The organism is Bacillus sp. CDB3 (assembly GCF_002081505.1).
Taxonomy (GTDB): domain Bacteria; phylum Bacillota; class Bacilli; order Bacillales; family Bacillaceae_G; genus Bacillus_A; species Bacillus_A cereus_AT.
The window spans coordinates 1-18,734 of record NZ_ALBR01000091.1; the positions used below are offsets into that span (position 1 = coordinate 1).

Sequence of the window (18,734 nt, forward strand, 5' to 3'; positions counted from 1 at the left end):
CACAACTTATTAGTTACTGCCTAAATGTTCTCTCTCATGTATCAATACCTTTTTCTATTTTTTTAAACTTTGCAACAGAACCCCTCTATACCTATCTTTATTTTTAAACAAACGTTTGATTCGTCATCCTTCATACGAAAACAAGAAAGATTCGCTAAAATTCGTTAGTATCTGAACATTGAATATTCTGTCTCTAATTAGAGGTGATATGCTATACTTATGAAAGTCTTTTGTATAAAATTTCTATACAAAAAATGTGTTGCAAAAAAATCCTGGAATCGAAAAAAATAAGGAAGGAGTTTCCAAAATAAAAAACATTTTAAACTAAGACCATTAGAACGTGAAGACTTAAAATTTGTACATATTTCAACAAACAATGCGAATATTATGTCTTATTGGTTTGAAGAACCCTATGAAGCATTCGTTGAATTGCAAGATTTGTACGATAAACATATTCATGATCAAAGTGAACGCCGTTTTATTGTGGAAAAGAATACAGTAATGATTGGATTAGTTGAATTAGTAGAAATTGATTACATTCATAGAAGAGCAGAATTTCAAATTATTATTGATCCAAACCATCAAGGAAATGGCTATGCAATGGATACAACCTGTTTAGCCATGAATTATGCTTTTTCTGTACTAAATTTGCACAAGCTCTATTTAGTTGTAAACACAACCAACGAGAAAGCAATTCATATTTATAAAAAGGTTGGTTTTTCTATAGAAGGAGAATTACGGGATGAATTTTTTGTAGACGGTCAGTATCACAATGCTATCCGAATGTGTATGTTTCAAAAAGATTATCTAGAATAACTTCAAGAAAGAGCAGTTTATCATCAGTAGCAAAATTCTCTTGAGCATCTTTGATTGAAAAAATACATATATAAATTAGAGGTGTGTCTATGATTATCCGAAAAAGAGCTATTTTCATTTTCTTGTTATTTGTGTTGTTTGCCCCCTCCAAGTCATTTGCAGAAAACATAGGGACACCACATACACATCTAAAATTATTTGAGTATTTTTTACAATGCGAACAAAAAAGAAGTTACGGAAGGTTATTATTGGAATGCGCTGTTTTGTACAAGCAGCAACTCCGCTCCTTGCTTTTGAAATGGTACATAACCTGGCTCATCTAAAATTAATAAATCACAGGCTTCAATTTGTTTCTTGCTACGGGTTAAATTCCCTTGTTTTAAAGCCTCTTCTAATAGGCCTACTAAATCTACAACTCGAAAAAACTTCACTTGGTATCCTTGTTCACAAGCCTTCAAACCTAATGCTGTTGCTAAATGCGTTTTCCCCGTTTCAGGAGATCCCAGTAACAAAAGATTTTGTTTCCCTTCAAAAAATCGCAATTCACAAATATGCTCTTGACTCGTTGTAGATGGCAGATGAATTTGTTCGCTCCATTTATAATTTTTGAGCCATTTTAACTCTTGAAATTTCGCTTTCTTGATTAAGTTTGCTACTTTTTTCGTTTAACGAGATTCAATTTCTATATTGAAAATATCACGCAGAAATTGTTCTTTGGTTTCAAAAGGTATTTCATCATAATGATCCACAATATAGCTTAAATGCAGTGATTTACAGGCGTCTTGCAGATTTCGTTGTATCATAATGAGAATGAACTCCTTTCTAAAGTTGGACAAAGCTTTCGATAATATTGCTGAAGATCTGTTTCGTAATCTATTAAAACAGGTGGCGTATGATTTTCCTTCCATTTTTGTGGATACGTCACTTGTTTGGTTTGCAATATGATATCAAGTTCGTGAGGAGTTTTTTCAACCATTCTTCATTCTCTAGCAGTAGGTGTAGCTGCTGTAATGAGTATTTTTGAATTAAATATTTTAATCCTGTTAAACAGGCTTTTCTTTCATCCTTATGAAAGAGCAGATAATCTTGAACCCGCTGAGGTAAATATTTAAAGAATCTGGAATAACGAACAACACGTGGTTTCTTTTCTCAATCTTCAAAAATTTCTTCCCATGGAACCGGTCTATTCGTGTGCATATACGGTCTGTATTCTGTAAAAATGTTTTCACCTTCTGCGGTATAACATGTAATTGATCCCATTCTTTTTTAATAATAATCACTTGTTTTACATTCGTTTTACGTAAAACAAAACGTTCTTGATCCACTGTGATTTCTCCATATTTATTTACTGTTGTTGTGTGCATTGAGAAGACCGTTAGGTCTTCCAAAGGTAATGACTTCAACGCAGTCTTATCATCCTTCCAAAGGTCTTCAATCATGACTTCCTTCTCATAATGTAGACCTTTTTGATCTTCCATTGCTTGTACTTCTAACCACTGTGCGAGTTGGGAAAAACTCTCCATAATGGGAGCGGTCGTAAACCAATTGTTTCGTGTATAACTGACTTTCCGTTCAACGTTCCCCTTTTCATGTCCACTATAAGGAACTTCAAAGTTATAATGTATTTGAAATTGCAAAAATGCATCCGTATAAGTTCGATTATCGCCTTTTCCTACTGTGACTACAGCGGCAGATAAGTTATCAATTCGAAGGTGCGTTGGTACACCACCAGCTTGATGAAATAATTGTTTTAAGCCTTCTAAAAAGCATTCCGTATTTTCAGATGGTAATGGATATACAAATGCTGCATTACTGTAAGGAAAGCTCAGTAAAAGTGCTTTAATGTCTTTGTATGCACCGTCTTTTACAACTGTCATATTCCCAAAATCTACTTGTGCTTCTCCTGCTGGGTGCTCTAATCTTTCATATCGTGTTTCCTTCTCTATTCTCATTTGTGGTTTTCGGAGCTGAATGTACTCACATACGGTTCGATACGAACCCTTAAAATCATATTCCGTTTGTAATTGTTTCCATATTTTTTTATTTGTTCTTCTTTCCTTACGACGAAGTTTACTGTCCTCTTCTAGCCACAGATCTATCATATCGCCGTATTCACTATTATACAGCATACCTCGCTTTGTATAACTGATATCCGAAGGATGAATTTCCCCATCTGCATATTTTTTTACTGTTTTCCAATCTTTCCCGACCTTTCTAGCAATCTCAGATATACTTAAATCCTCATTCTCTCGTAAATGTTTGATATAATTAATTTCAGGCATTGTTAGTATCCTTTCCGTTTCCTCCTCTGTTTTTAGTTGTAGCACCCAAAACAGTAAAGGGAATTTTAGGAACTGACAAGCCTCTTTTTTATGCTAATTTTTTCAGGACAAAATTTCTGCTCAGCTCAGTACTTTAATTCTGCACTAAACAACCACCTGATATCCAATTTGATATGGCCATTTCACCTAATGGATTAAAAGCTGCAAATTAAACAAAAACAGGCTGTGGAGAAAGTCTTCTCCACAGCCTGTTTTTGTGTCTGAACCTCTTTTTATGTGTCAACACTGATAAAAAAGAGGAAAAGGAGAGATTTCTTATGATGGGTGCTTTAAAAAATCATCGCGATGAACGTGTATCTGTTTCTGTAGAAGAGTTAGTTCCACAAGATCATTTCCTTCGTGCGATTGAAGCGACAATTCGTTTTGATTTTATTGAGGAGAAGTTACGCCCTTATTACTGTGAAAACAATGGACGTCCGTCAATCCATCCTATCGTTTTATTCAAAATGATGTTTATTGGATATTTTTATGGTATTCGTTCTGAGCGTCAATTGGAAAAGGAGATTAAAACGAATATCGCCTACCGTTGGTTTTTAGGGTTTTCTCTATCAGATACTATTCCAGATCATTCTACAATCAGTTGGAATCGCCGTACCCGTTTTATTCATACAAATATTTTCGAAGAAATTTTTGATGAGATTGTGAGGCAAGCGACGGAGAACCGGATGGTGGGAGGACGTGCACTGATGACAGATTCTACACATATTAAGGCCAATGCTAATAAAAATAAATTTGTACATAAATATAAAAAAGAAAAGGCAAAGTTTTATATAGATGAACTAGAAGCTGCGGTAATCGAAGATCGTGAGGTACACGGAAAAAAGAATTAAAACCTAGAAAGGAAAGTGATACCCCTACTAAAAAAACTCGTATAAGCACTACGGATCCAGATAGTGGATTTTTAATGAGAGATGGAAAACCGAACGGTTTTCATTTCTTAGATCATCGTACAACTGATGCGAAGTACAATATCATTACAGATACCTATATAACGGCTGGAAATATGGCAGATTCCGAGCCGTATTTAGCACGTCTACAAGCTCAAATTAATAAATTCGGATTTAAGGTGGAAGCTGTAGCTCTTGATGCAGGCTATTTTACAGGTTATATCTGTAAGAAATTATCAGAAAGAAATATATTTATGGTGATGGGGTATCGCCGATTTGGAAAGCGAAATAAAGAAGTACCGAAAAGCCAATTTAAATATGTAGAAGAAATGAATGCATTTGCTTGTCCGATGGGATGTATTTTAGAGTATGCGACAACGGATCGCGAAGGATATCGTCAATATAAATCGAATCCAGAAGACTGCGCTGTTTGTCCGCTACGTGAGGTGTGCTTTTCAAAGAAACAGAAACAAAAAGTTATCACTCATCATGTATGGGAGAAATATAAAGATATCGCTAGAAAAAACAAGCTAACAGTTACAGGGAAAAAGTTGTATAAAGTACGCTGTTCAACTATAGAGCGAAGCTTTGCGGACGCCAAAGAACTCCATGGCTATCGATATGCTCGGTTTCGGGGGCTGAAGTCTGTCCAAATGCAGGCTTATCTCACCTCAGCTTGTCAAAATATGAAAAAAATAGCCCTCCATCTGACCAAAAAGGGTCTGGTGGAGGGCTATTTTTCTAAATTCTATTATTTTATGTTGTTTTCATTTGCTAAAATCAAAAAGATTTCAGAGTGTTGGGAACCCTTTAGGGTTCCCAACACTCTGAGCCACAGTCTATTTATAAATAGATTGTGGCTATTTTATTAAGTAGCCCCCAAAAAAGTAATCGTTGCCGTGCGCCCCATTATATTTGTACCAGAATCGTAAGGATTATTTTTGGTATTAAAAACCAATAATTAGGTTATTCTAATAGAAACTAGGATAGCTAAACATTCTTTGATTTTCATATTAACAAAAAAGAAATCAGCAAAATTCAAATTATTATTTATTGATATATTTTAATTTATCGGAGGGATTTGGTATGCTTTATTCCAAATTAAGGAATTTAATATTGTGCTATATTTTTGATTGGCAATTCCCTTTACATCAAGTGGAAGAAATAACGTACAGGATTTTAAACTACTTACGTCATTATGATTATTTTCAGGTTCGCAAAGACGAGAGGCTTTTCTTCATTGAGATAAGTGTTTTAAACACAATTAGAAATCATATTAAAGGCATAACAATATGATTCGTATGTCATTACGAGCATTTAAAATACAAATGTACTACTTGTTTTTAATTATTTTGATAGGTTGGACATTCACACCTTTTTCTAATTATTTTTTAGGAATCGGTATCGGATTGTTCGTTAGTATATATTGTATTTGGATATTAGGACGCAGAATTGAACAATTAGGAGAAAGTATCATTCAAAAACGTAAAATACCATCTCTGGGGATACTTAATCGTTTTGCAGCAGCAATATTGGGAGCGATTATTATGTATAAAATTGATCATGATGTAGTAATATGGACGTTTGCTGCGGGTATTATGGGAGGATACATATTAATCGTTATTAATTTAGCTTATTATAGCATGCAAGACATTCGAGAATAGGTTCTACTGAAAAGATTTCTGAAAATAAGATCCTGAAAGAAAAACGACAATAGTAGTCGACGGTTACCAAAATTGGTTCTGTTGCAAAGGTTTCTAAATGAAATTAAAATGTAAGAAAAATGATTCGAGGAGCATGATGCATGAAATATTTTAAAGGAAAACAGTTCAAGAAAGATATTATTTTGGTAGCCGTTTTTCTTTAAGCTATCGTGATGTATCTGAAATCCTGAAAGAACGTGGAATTTCCGTTCACCCAACAACCATCATACGTTGGGTGCATGAATATGGCAATTTGATTTATCAAATTTGGAAGAAGAAAAATAAATCAGCACATTTCGTATGGCATCTAGATGAATCCTATACCAAAGTCAAGGGAGAGTGGCGTTATCTTGATCGTGCGATTGATCAAGAAGGATATACCTTGGATATCCAACTTCGTAAAACAAGAGGCCATCAAGCCGCCTATATGTTTATGAAAAGGTTAGTGAAAGCTTTTGGAGAACCAACGGCTCGCACAACAGACAAGGCTCCTGCCCTACTTTGTGCGTTCAAAAAACTGAAACATAAAGGTTTTTATGTGCATACGAAACATTGCACCGTTAAGCATCTAAATAACCTCATCGAACAAGATCATAGACATATCAAGCGACGTTTTGTTAAATCCGCAAGATTTCAAAGTTTTCGCCATGCTTCACGTACATTGAAAGAAAACGAGACGATTCATGCTATATACAAACAAAAGAGAAGTCACATTCCAGACTTCTCTTTTTCGACGTACAAGGAATTACAGAAATTATTCAGAATTTCTTAAACGATAACCGTATTTTGTAAACGGGTTTATGTTTTTTCAAACTTTGCAACAGAACCCAATATGGTAAACAATACTAGTGGAATTCGTCATGAATTAGTAGTTCGAGACGCTGAAAATGCAATTGATCAGATGAAGTATGAAATTGTACAAGAGTTTGGTATACAACTTGGTGCAGACACAACAGCTCGTGCAAACGGTTCTGTTTGTGGTGAAATCACAACACGTTTCGTAGCAATGGCGGAACAACAACTTGGCGGTGGGATCATCCGCTAACATAAATACAACAAATGATAGAAATAATAATTGGGCTTGGTTTATTAAGACTTGCAGAGGTATTTTGTTCTTAGAAGAAGAGAAAAAGAGCACTAATAAGGGAACAAAGAACAAACGTATCGTTTATATTTATATCTATATTATATAAATAGGAGTAATCAATTCCGTATGGCAAACGGTGATACAGTTCATGGTAAGCACTGATACAGTTTGTTCTTTGTTTCTCTTAATATACACGATTTTTGGTTCTTCATACCAATAAAAATCAAAAAGAAGTTATTTTGGTGTTTATTATGATAACAGTTGTAACAAAAAAGAGACGAACTTTTTCGTCTCTTTTTTGCAGGTATGAATTACGATGAAATGTGAAACACATGTGTGGATATATAAACTTATTCTATTTTTGGTCCAGTATACCTTTTTCATTATGACCTTTTTTGATTGGCAATTCACCTCGGCTATCGGATTAGTGAGATGCGTATGTAGGTAGTTTACTTTATGTTTCCGTTGAAATATATTGTTTTAACCTTGTTTTCCTTGTCATAAAAAATGTGTGTTGTGATTTCTACAAATCCTTTCTTGTCTTTTTTATTGAATAGAGTAGAAATTATCAATTTATTCCATAAAAAGGAGTAAATATTTTCCCACGCTTCATAGCATAGTAAAACCATAGATAGTAGAACTATAGGAGGTGATATATATGCCAAGCAAGCATATCAAAAAGAATCATACCGCATTGGTACAAGGTGCTGAGCCCGCAATCGATCGTATGAAGTATGAGATTGCACAAGAATTTAGCGTGAAACTAGGTCCAAATACAACATCTCGCGCAAATGGTTCTGTTGGTGGCGAAATCACAAAACGCTTAGTAGCCATAGCAAAACAACAACTTAATGGTAAGTCTAAATAACTTTAGACACTTAACGAAAAGCATCCAAATCGGGTGCTTTTCTTACGATTCATATTCACAAGTACATAAAATTTGCTGTCTTTTACTCAATCTATTTAAACTTGTATCCACTTTTCAACAGAACCATGTAATCATTCTTGATTTTATCTACATGTTTATTTCGTGACATCTTCATAAAAGTATTTTTCTACAAAGTAGATCACTTTCTCAGCATCTTCACGGGTTAAGCTGCAATAGGTATGTAACCATTTATCATTGAGCTCATTCTTCACCGTATGCATATCTATAGGGTTCCATTTGTTTTCGTTATGCACATCTTGAATATTCATATATGTTTGATACACATCCATTTTAAACTGCATGAGTTCCTCTTGTTCAGATGATTTGAGTTTGTTTATCGATCGGTCCGATAAAGACTCCATGTGTTGTACATCATATTGCCTTCCACATAGTATCATCGTAATTAGCACCTCTTTACATGTTATATTTTCGATTATAATTTCTACGTATCTACAACCTTTATATACGTGGACTTGCTACGGATATTCACCATTTTCTTATAAACGAACACTATGATAGTAAATATATAACACGGTCCCGGTATAGTCCATTGGTAACATGTAGTTCTGTTACGGAATTTTTTTAGCAGATACAAATCTAGCGTTTCCATTTCGGAATCCACAACATGAGATTGTGTTTTTATTAAAAAATACCGTTGTCTGTGGACTTTTTTGAAATGTTTATTTTTGTGTTTGTATGGTATGTTTAAATCCCTTAATTCTCTGTACAACGGCATCGCTAAATATTAATCATAATATTTAGCGATGTAATAAAATGAATGAATATATAAAGTAGGGTCCTGTTGCAAAGGTTTTCACTACTCTAAAATCATAGAATTAAAATAAAAATAAGAAGAATAAACCGTGTGAAATATACAAAATAGTGTATCTTACATTCATTATTTGTACCACTTTTCAACAGAACCCCTAACTCTATATACATCTAGGAGTGTGAATTAATCGTGAATGCAATGTTGAAAACAAGTATTTTGGCAGCTATATTATCTGTTTCTGTTATGGGGTGTCAAACCTCACAGACGCAAAAAGAAAAAGCAGTCCCGTTAACGGAACAACAAGTTATGGCAGATACATGGTATCAAACAGCCGGAGAAGTAAAAGCGCTCTATCATCAAGGATATAATATCGGAAAGCTGAAATTAGAAGCGGTGCTTGCAAAAGGAACAGAGAAAAAGCCTGCAATTGTTTTAGATTTAGATGAAACAGTGGTAGATAACAGTCCATATCAAGCGATGACAGTAAAAGAGAAGAAAGGTTTTCCTTATAAATGGGAAGAGTGGATTCAACAAGCAAAGGCAGAAGCGGTACCTGGTGCCGTCTTTTTTTTACAATATGCAAATGAAAAAGGTGTATCGATTTATTACATTTCGAATCGTAAACAAAGTCAATTAGAACCTACACTTCAAAATTTAAGTCAGTTGGGTATTCCACAAGCAGATAAGGACCACGTGTTATTGCAAGGGGAACAGGAAAAAGGAAAAGAAGAGCGAAGAAAACAAGTTGCTACAGAACATGATATTGTCCTATTCTTTGGAGATAATTTATCTGATTTTACTGGACTTGATGAGAAATTTGTTCAAGACAGAAATCAAGCGGTTGAAGATATGCATGCAGCATTTGGAGAAAAGTTTATCGTTTTTCCAAACCCTATGTATGGAGACTGGGAGGCATCTTTATATCAATATGATTTTAAAAAATCAGACACGGAAAAAGATAAGATTCGTAAAGATGCTTTGCATGCATTTGAATACCAAAAATAAGATTCTTTTCTAAAGAAAGAGCACCTTGCTCTATGCATACCTCTATTTAGAATGGTGTGATGAATAGATATTGGAAGATACTACAGTATATAATTTCGCTTTAGAAACCCAGTATTGTCAAATTTGTTTACATACCAGTTCTAACAATTTGTTGTATATTTTGACACTCCCACGGCTAAAGCCGCAGGCTGACTAACGTCAGTGGGATTCTTGCTACCAATGGCGAAGTCTATTTCTAGTATCGCTGACGTGCAAAATTGCGGTGTGCCATCACCACTCCGTATCCAGTGCATATAGCAGATACGGCACTCGTTCTATTACCAAACGAATCAGATTGTGAGTTCTCAAATATGTTTTAGCGTCTTGTGCTTGACGACTCAATACATTTTACGGAGTAGAAGAATTTGCTACTCCAACCTCAGATGTATTCTGTTTTCAGAGAACAAGATTGTTTTAGAGACTTTTACTTGTCTATTATGAAAATTATACCATTTCAAATGCTTGATGTATAGAACGTACCTTCGGTATTTTATCTGTACATCGCATTTGACCTCACTCTCATCTCACCCCTAAAGGGGGTGCTATCGCACCGTAGTGGGCTTTCCCGTTCGGAAAATCTGTAAGGTGAGGGAAAAGAGTTATGATTTTTTAGGTAATTGCATATATTTTGTTAAGTATTAGGATTTTTTGAGGTTATTGTGGCAGGGTTAGCTGGGATTGTGAAGAAACATAGAATAATCGTGAAAATAGACAAAAATAAAACGCATGTAAGGATGAGTAGCAAGTGAACTATTGGAAAGGGAGTGGGAAAATTATGATACATCGGTATGAAATTGATTTTTCTGTAATGTATGATGGCAAGGTAACAGACTTACAATCAGCAATTATTCCAGCACATTCTTTAGAAGAAGCAAATAAGAAATTACAGTCAGAAGTAAAAAGAAGGTTAGGAAAATGTCGTGTCAAAATTGATCATACAGGTTTACTTGTTTCAGAGGATAGTCGATACACAATTAGATGAAATAAAGAGAAGGGTCTTGCAATTAGCAAGACTTTTTCATTTGAAATTACTATGTTTATATAGAGTGATTGGTAGCTATCTGAATATCTGGAACTATCTATTATTGGAAATTTTCATTACAATAAACATGCAATGTTATGAATCAGAAAAACTAGCTGAACATGTAATAGATAGCGATTTTGACCATACCAACGAGGCTGTTCCAGCCCTTTATCTTTTAATGCACTAAACTGTTGTTCAATTTTCCCACGCTCTTTCATCAACTGTTTTCCAAAGATGGTTTGTGTAAATACCCACAGCTAAAGCAGTGGGTATTTACATCATGAGCAAAATAAAAAGCAAAAGTCCTTTAGCTTCACCAAACCGAAATTCATCTCCCACCTAAAATTGGACTACGCCCTGCAAAATTTTTGAGGAAGGAGAATTCTTTCGGGTAGTGCGTTAAATCGCTTCATTTGTGATTCTCCTTCTTTCTTCTAAAGCGGTACAGCATATACTACTAAATTATACTAGATTTTTTATTTGTTTTAAAAACTCGTTTTATAAGGGAGGTATTCATACACGAATGGTTCAATATCTAGGTTTTCTAGGATATTTTCATACTATTTTATAAAAATTTGTAAACAAATAAGGTTCTGTTGCTACGCTAAAAGTTCCGTAAGAAACGTATCGTATTTTTGAGAAAACCGCTCAAAAATATGATACGTACTACGTGAGGTTTCGCCCCCACACGACGAGCCTGCACTCTGGACAAAAAGTGGGTTATAGTATAGTCAAGGTTATCTCCTGGACCTTTGGTTTTCCTTCTTAACTGCATAATCAGCACAAAAAGACGAGATGGTCCTCGTCTTTTTATTTTGTATAAACATTCATATGAAGTTAACATAGCGCATCAATTATCGGTAGAAAGGATTTCGCTTTTTCCTTTCATATCATGATATGCATCATTTCATACATTTTTGTTCTATCCAGGTTTTTAGGAACTTTATCTTTTTATTTCCCATCTCAAATCTGTATAAAATCCTGTATATATTGCCCATTCAAAATAATAGTAATTGCTATAAATATTTTAAAATATTGAAACAAATACCCAACAACACAAAGGAAATCTATTTCAATCCTAGAATAACCATTGGAGAGCGAGGTGATAGCGTGGAAAAATACGAATATGTCTTGCTAAATAAAGAAATGAGCGAGCGACTAAGTATCGGGATGAGTACTTTAAGAAAGTGGGCTGCTGAGCTAGAAAAGAACGGGTATGACTTGGAAAAAAATGAGGATGGAACTCGTTACTATACCCGATATGACGAAGAAACGCTTATTTTATTTAAAACTTTAGTACAAGAACAAAATTTTAGCTTGAAACAAGCTGGAAAGGTTATTGTATCAAGACGTCAAGGTAAACGCTCTTTAGAAAGAGCGGGGGGCGCTCTTCAAAAAGATAAAAAGTAAGCCTCAAACGAAACTTCTTCTAATACCCAATTTTTAAATCCTATATCAACTGAACCATCTATTTTAACAGAAGACTCTATACAATCATTAATCAATTATGTAAGAGGCCAAGAACAACTTAACAGAATTCTTATAGAGAAAATTCAAGAAATGAAACAAGAACAACACTCTTATCAGACTCTGTTAGAACCTGTCTAGAATCTTTTTAATAAAAGCGCCACGCCTGCCAATAAGCAACTCTGTCTACTATTTTCAAGTGTTCGTTCACAGTTCTTCCATAGTCTGCGGTAATTTTCCAACCAAGCAAAAGTTCGTTCCACAATCCAGCGTTTCGGTAACACGACAAACTTGTGAAGTTCAGAGCGTTTCATAACTTCAACTGAACAATCAATCGTTTCTTTTATCGATTGTGCAAAAGATGGGCCTGTGTACCCACCATCACAAAGTATATTTGTCACTTTGTCCAATGCTTTCTTATGCCTTTCACACATTTGGATGGCACCCTCTCGGTCTGTTATATTCGCAGTTGTTATCTGAATCGCATGAATGAGACCGTTGGTATCTACAGCGATATGTCGTTTGATTCCTGAAATTTTCTTTCCTGCCGCGTAGCCTTTTTCACCAGCTGTCCATGTATTTTTCACGCTTTGTGCATCTACGATGCAGAAACTCGTCTGCTTCTTACGCCCATCTTGCTCACGATATGTTTCGACCAATTTTTTATGCACTTTTTCGAGAAGACTTGTGTCATTCTCGTCTACTTTCCGCCAAATCTGATAGTAGGCATACACGGTTTTCCAGTTTGGAAAGTCACTCGGCAGATTTCGTCATTGGCAGCCTGTTGTGAGCAGGTACAGTACGCCTCAGAATACTTCGTACAAATCAACTTTGCGGGGACGCGTCCTTTTCCGTGCGTTTTCTAAATCCTCTCGAATCAGTTCAAACTGTTCACGGGATATATTACTTGTATAATTGTGTATCATAGGAATCATCCTTTTTACATAGATTATACCCTAGATTTTAGACAGGTTCTTAGGAGGGGTGATGACACACCCTCGTCTTGAAGGCTGTTCAAAACAGAAATGGATTGCGAACGTTTAATCGTTCAAGAATCCCCTCCGTTACACCGTAAGGTGTAGGACTTGCGGCTTTAGCCGTGGGAGTGTCAATGCTTTTCATTTTGACACTATTTTTCATTTACAAACAATATGAATATTCTTATAATAAATAAGAAAAATATATCTTTATAAGGAAAGGGGATACATATGACACTTACACTTACTATATTCACACTTCGGGGAATTGTTATTCCACTTTTAAAAACTTTGATGTCATAAGTGGCTCTTATTCATATTCCAAGCAACCAACATTAAATTGAAGTACCTCCACTTATCATTGTGATTCGCCCTTCACATGATTGAAGTGGGGGTACTCTTTCGGTAAAATCTAATAGACTTCTAAACAGGGGTCTTTCTACTGCTTTTATCTTCAAATCCCTCTCAATTCCTTTTAACGGTTTATTTGTTTTGTATAACAAGTTTTATTCATTCCGCATACAAAAATTTCGAACCCCTCTTCTTTTCCTTAAGGTGAAAAATGAGCGGTCATATTTCCCCTACAAAGAACCAAAAAAATTAATATATAAGAAAAAATATAAATATTATTTTGTCAGGTATACATAATCATGTACCTTTAGGAATTGATTTTATATATAGAAATTCAAAATGCTAAAAATTGTAGTTTTTAATTTCTTAATATTTTAAATATTTATTCATTTATTGTATAATATGAATAATCTCATAATCCTAGAGATAAATAATTTTATATAAAAGGGGAAATGATTCCATGGAATTAAAAATACAATTGCGTTTACTTTTAGAAAAGTTATTCCAAGAATATGAAGAACATCATCCTCGCATGTATTTCGTATTTCAAAAAGTAGAACATCAATTTGTTTTTACAGATGTAAATCAGGAGTTACTTCGATCTGTTCATCAACAAAGGGAAGATTTTATTGTGCAAACTCTAGATACCGCACCAGACCTTGGAGATGAAGGAAGAAGACAAAAATTGAAAACAATTTATCCATTAGCGTGGTCTGGAAAAAGAGCTATTTTTTATCATTTTCCTGTTAGTAATTTGGATATATTCGTGATTACGTATTTAGAACCCCACTATGTAAATGGGCAAGTCTTTCAAGTAATGGGGCGTTGTGCATCTTTTCATAAAAATGAATTTCAGGATACATTAGAACATCTAGATCAATTTGTTACTTTTGAAGTCCTACAATAATGTTCGTGCTATATGTTCAGGAAAAGAAGAAAAAAATTTGTATGACAAGATTTTTTTACAAGAAGACTTTATAGATAAATTGCTTGTAAAGGGAGGAATCGTTTTGTCGTTATACGATCAACTGCCAGACAATCTTTTAGCGGGTTTTTTCATGGAAATTAACAAAAACATATAAACGGGCGTTCTTTCTGAAGCTATGTATCATGAAATTGCGTTAATTTAAATAACTGCACAAAAACGAAACCTTTCAGATTCGGATTTAAAGGACATTACCAGAAATGAGTAGATCCTCAGTTAAAATGAAGTGGGATACTGAAGAATGAAGCGTCTATATAAAAAGAATGCCCTTTTTGTTATTTCAGGAGCATTCTTTTTTTTGCTGAAGTACCATCCTAGCCAATCTGCTGGATAGGGATACGTTTACAAGTCCAGTATCTTCATTATCTGCTTCGCTTGTTCATCCTCTACACGGTAAAATACTTCTAACCCTTTTCGGCTAATTGCTTGTGCATCAAATAATACTTTTTCTCGTGCTTCATATGCTAAACAGAAGGAAATACTGTCAGACTTGGAATGCAACATATTGACCTAGTTGTTCTAATGTATCCTGAAATCCATTTTTATTAAAAGATGCACAACGCCACATTACCTGAACGACTTGCTAATTCACATAGTGGGGTTCTAAATACGTAATCACGAATATATCCAAATTACTAACAGGAAAATGATAAAAAATAACTCTTTTTCCAGACCACGCTAATGGATAAATTACTTTTAATTTTTGTCTCGTAGCTTCATCTCCCTGATTTGGTGCAGTATCTAAAGCGTGTCCAACAAAGCTTTGCACCAGAGCCACATTTAACTTTCTCAACAAAATACAACTACCGTTTTACGGATTAAACATTTTAAAAACTCGGATTGTTCTGTATGATAAAGAGAGGAATTCGCTTATATACGTTCGAATTATCATAATTATGATTTTAATACCAATAGCCCAGATACCAATTGGAAAGTTGAATTAACAATTCTTTTTCCTCTATCCTGCAAATGATACTTATCAAAACGACTTTTTAAATACCTTAGGATATAGATAAGTTATATGTGGCCACCAAAATTAATAGAGGGGGGAAAATGATGCGCTTCAAGATTAAAGAAACGCGGAAAAAGTTTGGTGATACTCTACAAAGTTTAGCTGAAAAAATTAATTATGATTATAGTAACCTGTCTAAAATTGAAAGTGGAGTTTATACACCCTCCTTAGGTTTACTTCATAAAATTGCTACCGTATATAATATGGAAATAAGCAATTTAATTGTTCATTCGAATGTAGAAAATAAAAAAAATTTAGATATAGAGGATATGGAATTTTCACAATACTATACTTTTACCTTAAACGAAGAAGAAATTTCAAAAGAAGAACTAGAGTTTTTAATACAAACTCTACAAATTATGCGTCAAGCAATCAAAAATGTAAAAAGACAAGATTATCATGAATAAAATAGGTCCCCGTGTAACATATGGCAGTTTCTTTCCCTTAAAAGGAAAGAAACTGATCGACATGTCGCAAAGGATGTTGCAAATCTTTTTTATAGGCAGGCATACAACGCCCCATTACTTCTATAACCTGATTGTGGAAGTGCTGAGGTTCTAGATAAGTAATTATAAAAATATCTGGATTTTGATTCGGAAAATAGTAGAATAAAATTCTTTTTTGATCCCATGCCAATGTATAAAGTTGTTTGAGTTTTTTTCTTGTAACTCTATCTCCTATATGAGAAGCGGTATCCACTGTTTTTTCAACAAAATCACCTCGTTTTAGAAGAATTAAATCGAGTAATTCAGGACAAATATCTGTAAAGACAAAATCATCACCTGATTTTTGAAATGTGAAATACATCTTAGGATGTACATTTTCATACTCTTGGAAAAGATCTTCAAATACAGAATGTAAAACTGGCTTGAGTTCGATATATCATCCCCCCTTTCACCTTTGCCTGAAAATTGCATAGCTTGCTCAATATAATTGGTATATATCACCTAAAAACATGCCCTTTATTTGAAAGAAAGGCATGTTTCTAGACAATAAATCAATAATACTTCTTATTCTACACATTTTCCTTATGATGTGTATTGAGAAAATGATATCTATCTTCCTAACAGAACCGATATATACTGACATTTTTAAACAAACAAGTTCATTTTTATCATGCGCTCCGTCTATTTTTTACTATAAGTATAAGTGAATTTATTGAGGTAATCCGCTTACTCATAAAATTTTTTCATAAAAGTCATATTTGTCATTATTTTATCAACAATTAGGTTCGTTGTACCAAATTAAACAAAATAACAAAAAAATATAAATCTACACAGATATCTTGGGTATAAATAAGGTTCTGTTGCAAAGTTTTAAATTCCCTTGATTTCTTTTAAAACCCTATTTATTTTTTGTAACAAGTTTAATTCCTTTTACATACAAAACCATTCCGAACCTCTCTTCGTTGTCTCACAGAGGAATATGAGGTGTCGTTTTTTTATATCTTTCTCAAATCCCACGTTTTTATATCTTCATCCGCCATTATTTACAGGGCTCTCTTGCAAAGTTCGAAATAGATGCATCCCCTTTCGAACTTCATTATGCTTAGATTAGATTTTGCTTTTTATGCCCACAAAGAACTACAAAAATTAGTATACAAGGAAAAATGCAAATAGCTATTCTGTCGTTTATACATAAAAGTGTACCTTTACGAACTTGATTGATGAATAATGATATTTTAAAGAAAAAATGATTAGAGGAGAGAAATACAATAGCGGACTATATAAAAAAGGACCCTGATAGTAAATCAGGGCTTATAGGATATTGGTAAAAAATATATACAGACAGAATATAAATTCGTTAACTTACATATAGAAGTTTAAGGGAGTATGCTAGTATTTTTACTTTTTTCAGGCAAACGAACATGTACGATTAAAAATAAGAAATCATAACGTTGTTCCATTACAGATTTTCCGAACGGGAAAGCCCACTACGGTGCGATAGCACCCCTTTAGGGGTAAGATGAGCGTGAGGTCAAATGCGATGTACAGATAAAATACCGAAGGTACGTTCTATACATCAAGCATTTGAAATGGTATAATTTTCATAATAGACAAGTAAAAGTCTCTAAAACAATCTTGTTCTCTGAAAACAGAATACATCTGAGGTTGGAGTAGCAAATTCTTCTACTCCTTAAAATGTATTGAGTCGTCAAGCACAAGACGCTAAAACACATTTGAGAACTCACAATCTGATTCGTTTGGTAATAGAACGAGTGCCGTATCTGCTATATGCACTGGATACGGAGTGGTGATGGCACACCGCAATTTTGCACGTCAGCGATACTAGAAATAGACTTCGCCATTGGTAGCAAGAATCCCACTGACGTTAATCAGCTTGCGGCTTTAGCCGTGGGAGTGTCAACTATTCGTTTTCTTCTGTTATAGAAGATGAAGGCAGTGATTTTTTATTTTTTTCTTTAAAGATTTCTCCAATAGCTCCCAGAGTACCAAGTATTTCAATCGCGTTAGACGGAAGAAAGACTTTATTTGCGGGTCCTTTTGCAACCTCTATTAATGACTCAAATGATTTATACGCCAACACCTGTTCATCTAACCCTGCTGTACGTATGCATGTAATTCGATTTTGTTCTGCTTTAGCAATTGTTTCAATGGCTCTTGCTTCCCCTTGTGCTTCTAAATCTTTTGCCTCTCGGATTCCTTCTGCGGCACGTATACGCGCTTCTTTTGCCCCTTCCGCCATTAAAATTTTGCTTTGCTTTTCCCCCTCAGCACGAAGGACATTATCTTGTTTAGCAGCCTCTGCTTCTAAAATAATGGCACGTTTATTACGTTCTGCTTTCATTTGTTTTTCCATTGCTTCTTGTATTTCTTTAGGTGGATTAATATCCACTATTTCTACACGTTCAATACGAACTCCCCATTTTTCTGTCGCTTCGTCTAATGCGAGACGAATTTCCATTGAAATTTTTTCACGTCCTGATAACGTTTCATCGAGTTCCATGTTTCCAATAATTTGACGCATGGTTGCAGAGGTAATGTTTCGCACACCATATTCATAATTGGAAATCCCGTATGTTGCTAGTTCCGGATCCACAATTTGATAAAAAATAATTGTATCAATTTCCACTTGTACGTTATCTTTTGTGATTACTTTTTGTGGCGGAACGTTTGTTTGCTGAATTCTTAAATCATGATAGATGCGAACTCGATCGATAAAAGGAATCAATACATTTAATCCTGGTTGCATGATACGCTGGAATTTTCCTAGTCTTTCGATAACGCCTACTTGTTGTTGCGACACAATTTTAATTGTAAATGCGATACAAACAACAACCAGACTGATAAAGAATATCGTGATAACAAGTCCTATCAT

Annotated in this window: 13 protein-coding genes and 7 pseudogenes; 11 read left to right on the plus strand and 9 right to left on the minus strand. The window is 34.4% G+C overall.

Annotated features, from left to right (window positions below; genetic code table 11):
* Window positions 1–312: 312 nt before the first annotated feature.
* A pseudogene (gene speG / locus CDB3_RS21615) lies at window positions 313–816 on the plus strand (spermidine N1-acetyltransferase); the annotation flags it as partial.
* A 272-nt stretch (window positions 817–1,088) separates the two neighbouring features.
* Here the strand turns inward: speG and CDB3_RS21620 are convergent.
* Window positions 1,089–1,619: pseudogene (locus tag CDB3_RS21620) on the minus strand (ATP-binding protein); the annotation flags it as partial.
* Window positions 1,616–3,107 (minus strand): annotated as a pseudogene (gene istA / locus CDB3_RS21625) (IS21 family transposase). The pseudogenes istA and CDB3_RS21620, both read right to left, overlap by 4 nt.
* A gap of 308 nt (window positions 3,108–3,415) precedes the next feature.
* On the opposite strand from istA, the pseudogene CDB3_RS21630 reads away from it, so the two are divergent.
* From CDB3_RS21630 to CDB3_RS21650, 5 genes and pseudogenes are all read left to right on the plus strand, one after another.
* Window positions 3,416–4,785 (plus strand): annotated as a pseudogene (locus CDB3_RS21630) (IS1182 family transposase); the annotation flags it as partial.
* 552 nt (window positions 4,786–5,337) lie between these two features.
* Window positions 5,338–5,709 carry an ATP synthase subunit I gene (locus tag CDB3_RS21635; RefSeq protein WP_128855907.1) on the plus strand — a complete coding sequence of 124 codons (372 nt, stop codon included), beginning with the start codon at window positions 5,338–5,340 and terminating at the stop codon, window positions 5,707–5,709.
* A gap of 140 nt (window positions 5,710–5,849) precedes the next feature.
* Window positions 5,850–6,520 (plus strand): annotated as a pseudogene (locus CDB3_RS21640) (IS6 family transposase).
* Window positions 6,521–6,580: 60 nt separating this feature from the next.
* Window positions 6,581–6,793, plus strand: coding sequence for an alpha/beta-type small acid-soluble spore protein (locus CDB3_RS21645; protein WP_128855908.1), 213 nt, complete (start codon window positions 6,581–6,583; stop codon window positions 6,791–6,793).
* Window positions 6,794–7,493: 700 nt separating this feature from the next.
* Window positions 7,494–7,703, plus strand: a complete 210-nt coding sequence (locus CDB3_RS21650; RefSeq protein WP_128855909.1) for an alpha/beta-type small acid-soluble spore protein — start codon at window positions 7,494–7,496, stop codon at window positions 7,701–7,703.
* Window positions 7,704–7,858: 155 nt separating this feature from the next.
* Here the strand turns inward: CDB3_RS21650 and CDB3_RS21655 are convergent, their stop codons facing one another.
* Entirely contained in the window at window positions 7,859–8,161 is a 303-nt protein-coding gene (locus tag CDB3_RS21655; protein WP_128855910.1) for a hypothetical protein, read from the minus strand.
* Between the two features lie 572 nt (window positions 8,162–8,733).
* Between CDB3_RS21655 and CDB3_RS21660 the strand changes: the two genes are divergently transcribed.
* Both CDB3_RS21660 and CDB3_RS21665 read left to right on the plus strand, forming a co-directional pair.
* Entirely contained in the window at window positions 8,734–9,540 is an 807-nt protein-coding gene (locus tag CDB3_RS21660) for a 5'-nucleotidase, lipoprotein e(P4) family (protein WP_128855972.1), read from the plus strand.
* Window positions 9,541–10,354: 814 nt separating this feature from the next.
* On the plus strand, window positions 10,355–10,561 hold the full coding sequence (locus tag CDB3_RS21665) for a hypothetical protein (RefSeq protein ID WP_128855911.1): 207 nt from the start codon (window positions 10,355–10,357) through the stop codon (window positions 10,559–10,561).
* Between the two features lie 116 nt (window positions 10,562–10,677).
* Here CDB3_RS21665 and CDB3_RS21670 read toward each other — a convergent pair.
* Window positions 10,678–10,851, minus strand: a pseudogene (locus CDB3_RS21670) (ISNCY family transposase); the annotation flags it as partial.
* Window positions 10,852–11,713: 862 nt separating this feature from the next.
* On the opposite strand from CDB3_RS21670, the gene CDB3_RS31800 reads away from it, so the two are divergent.
* Window positions 11,714–12,013 carry a MerR family transcriptional regulator gene (locus CDB3_RS31800; RefSeq protein ID WP_179139738.1) on the plus strand — a complete coding sequence of 100 codons (300 nt, stop codon included), beginning with the start codon at window positions 11,714–11,716 and terminating at the stop codon, window positions 12,011–12,013.
* A gap of 194 nt (window positions 12,014–12,207) precedes the next feature.
* Here the strand turns inward: CDB3_RS31800 and CDB3_RS21680 are convergent.
* Window positions 12,208–12,996 (minus strand): annotated as a pseudogene (locus tag CDB3_RS21680) (IS5 family transposase).
* An 862-nt stretch (window positions 12,997–13,858) separates the two neighbouring features.
* On the opposite strand from CDB3_RS21680, the gene CDB3_RS21685 reads away from it, so the two are divergent.
* Window positions 13,859–14,305: a hypothetical protein gene (locus tag CDB3_RS21685; RefSeq protein WP_128855913.1), complete on the plus strand. Its 447-nt coding sequence runs from the start codon at window positions 13,859–13,861 to the stop codon at window positions 14,303–14,305.
* A gap of 420 nt (window positions 14,306–14,725) precedes the next feature.
* Here the strand turns inward: CDB3_RS21685 and CDB3_RS31805 are convergent, their stop codons facing one another.
* Window positions 14,726–14,887: a hypothetical protein gene (locus CDB3_RS31805; RefSeq protein ID WP_179139739.1), complete on the minus strand. Its 162-nt coding sequence runs from the start codon at window positions 14,885–14,887 to the stop codon at window positions 14,726–14,728.
* A gap of 79 nt (window positions 14,888–14,966) precedes the next feature.
* A complete protein-coding gene (locus CDB3_RS21690) occupies window positions 14,967–15,161 on the minus strand; it encodes a hypothetical protein (protein WP_179139740.1) in 195 nt (64 codons plus the stop codon).
* Between the two features lie 278 nt (window positions 15,162–15,439).
* On the opposite strand from CDB3_RS21690, the gene CDB3_RS21695 reads away from it, so the two are divergent.
* Window positions 15,440–15,802 carry a helix-turn-helix domain-containing protein gene (locus CDB3_RS21695; RefSeq protein ID WP_128855915.1) on the plus strand — a complete coding sequence of 121 codons (363 nt, stop codon included), beginning with the start codon at window positions 15,440–15,442 and terminating at the stop codon, window positions 15,800–15,802.
* A gap of 37 nt (window positions 15,803–15,839) precedes the next feature.
* Here CDB3_RS21695 and CDB3_RS21700 read toward each other — a convergent pair whose 3' ends face one another.
* Together CDB3_RS21700 and CDB3_RS21705 are read right to left on the minus strand one after the other, a co-directional pair.
* A complete protein-coding gene (locus tag CDB3_RS21700; RefSeq protein ID WP_128855916.1) occupies window positions 15,840–16,202 on the minus strand; it encodes a hypothetical protein in 363 nt (120 codons plus the stop codon).
* Between the two features lie 1,560 nt (window positions 16,203–17,762).
* On the minus strand, window positions 17,763–18,734 hold the full coding sequence (locus tag CDB3_RS21705; RefSeq protein WP_128855973.1) for an SPFH domain-containing protein: 972 nt from the start codon (window positions 18,732–18,734) through the stop codon (window positions 17,763–17,765).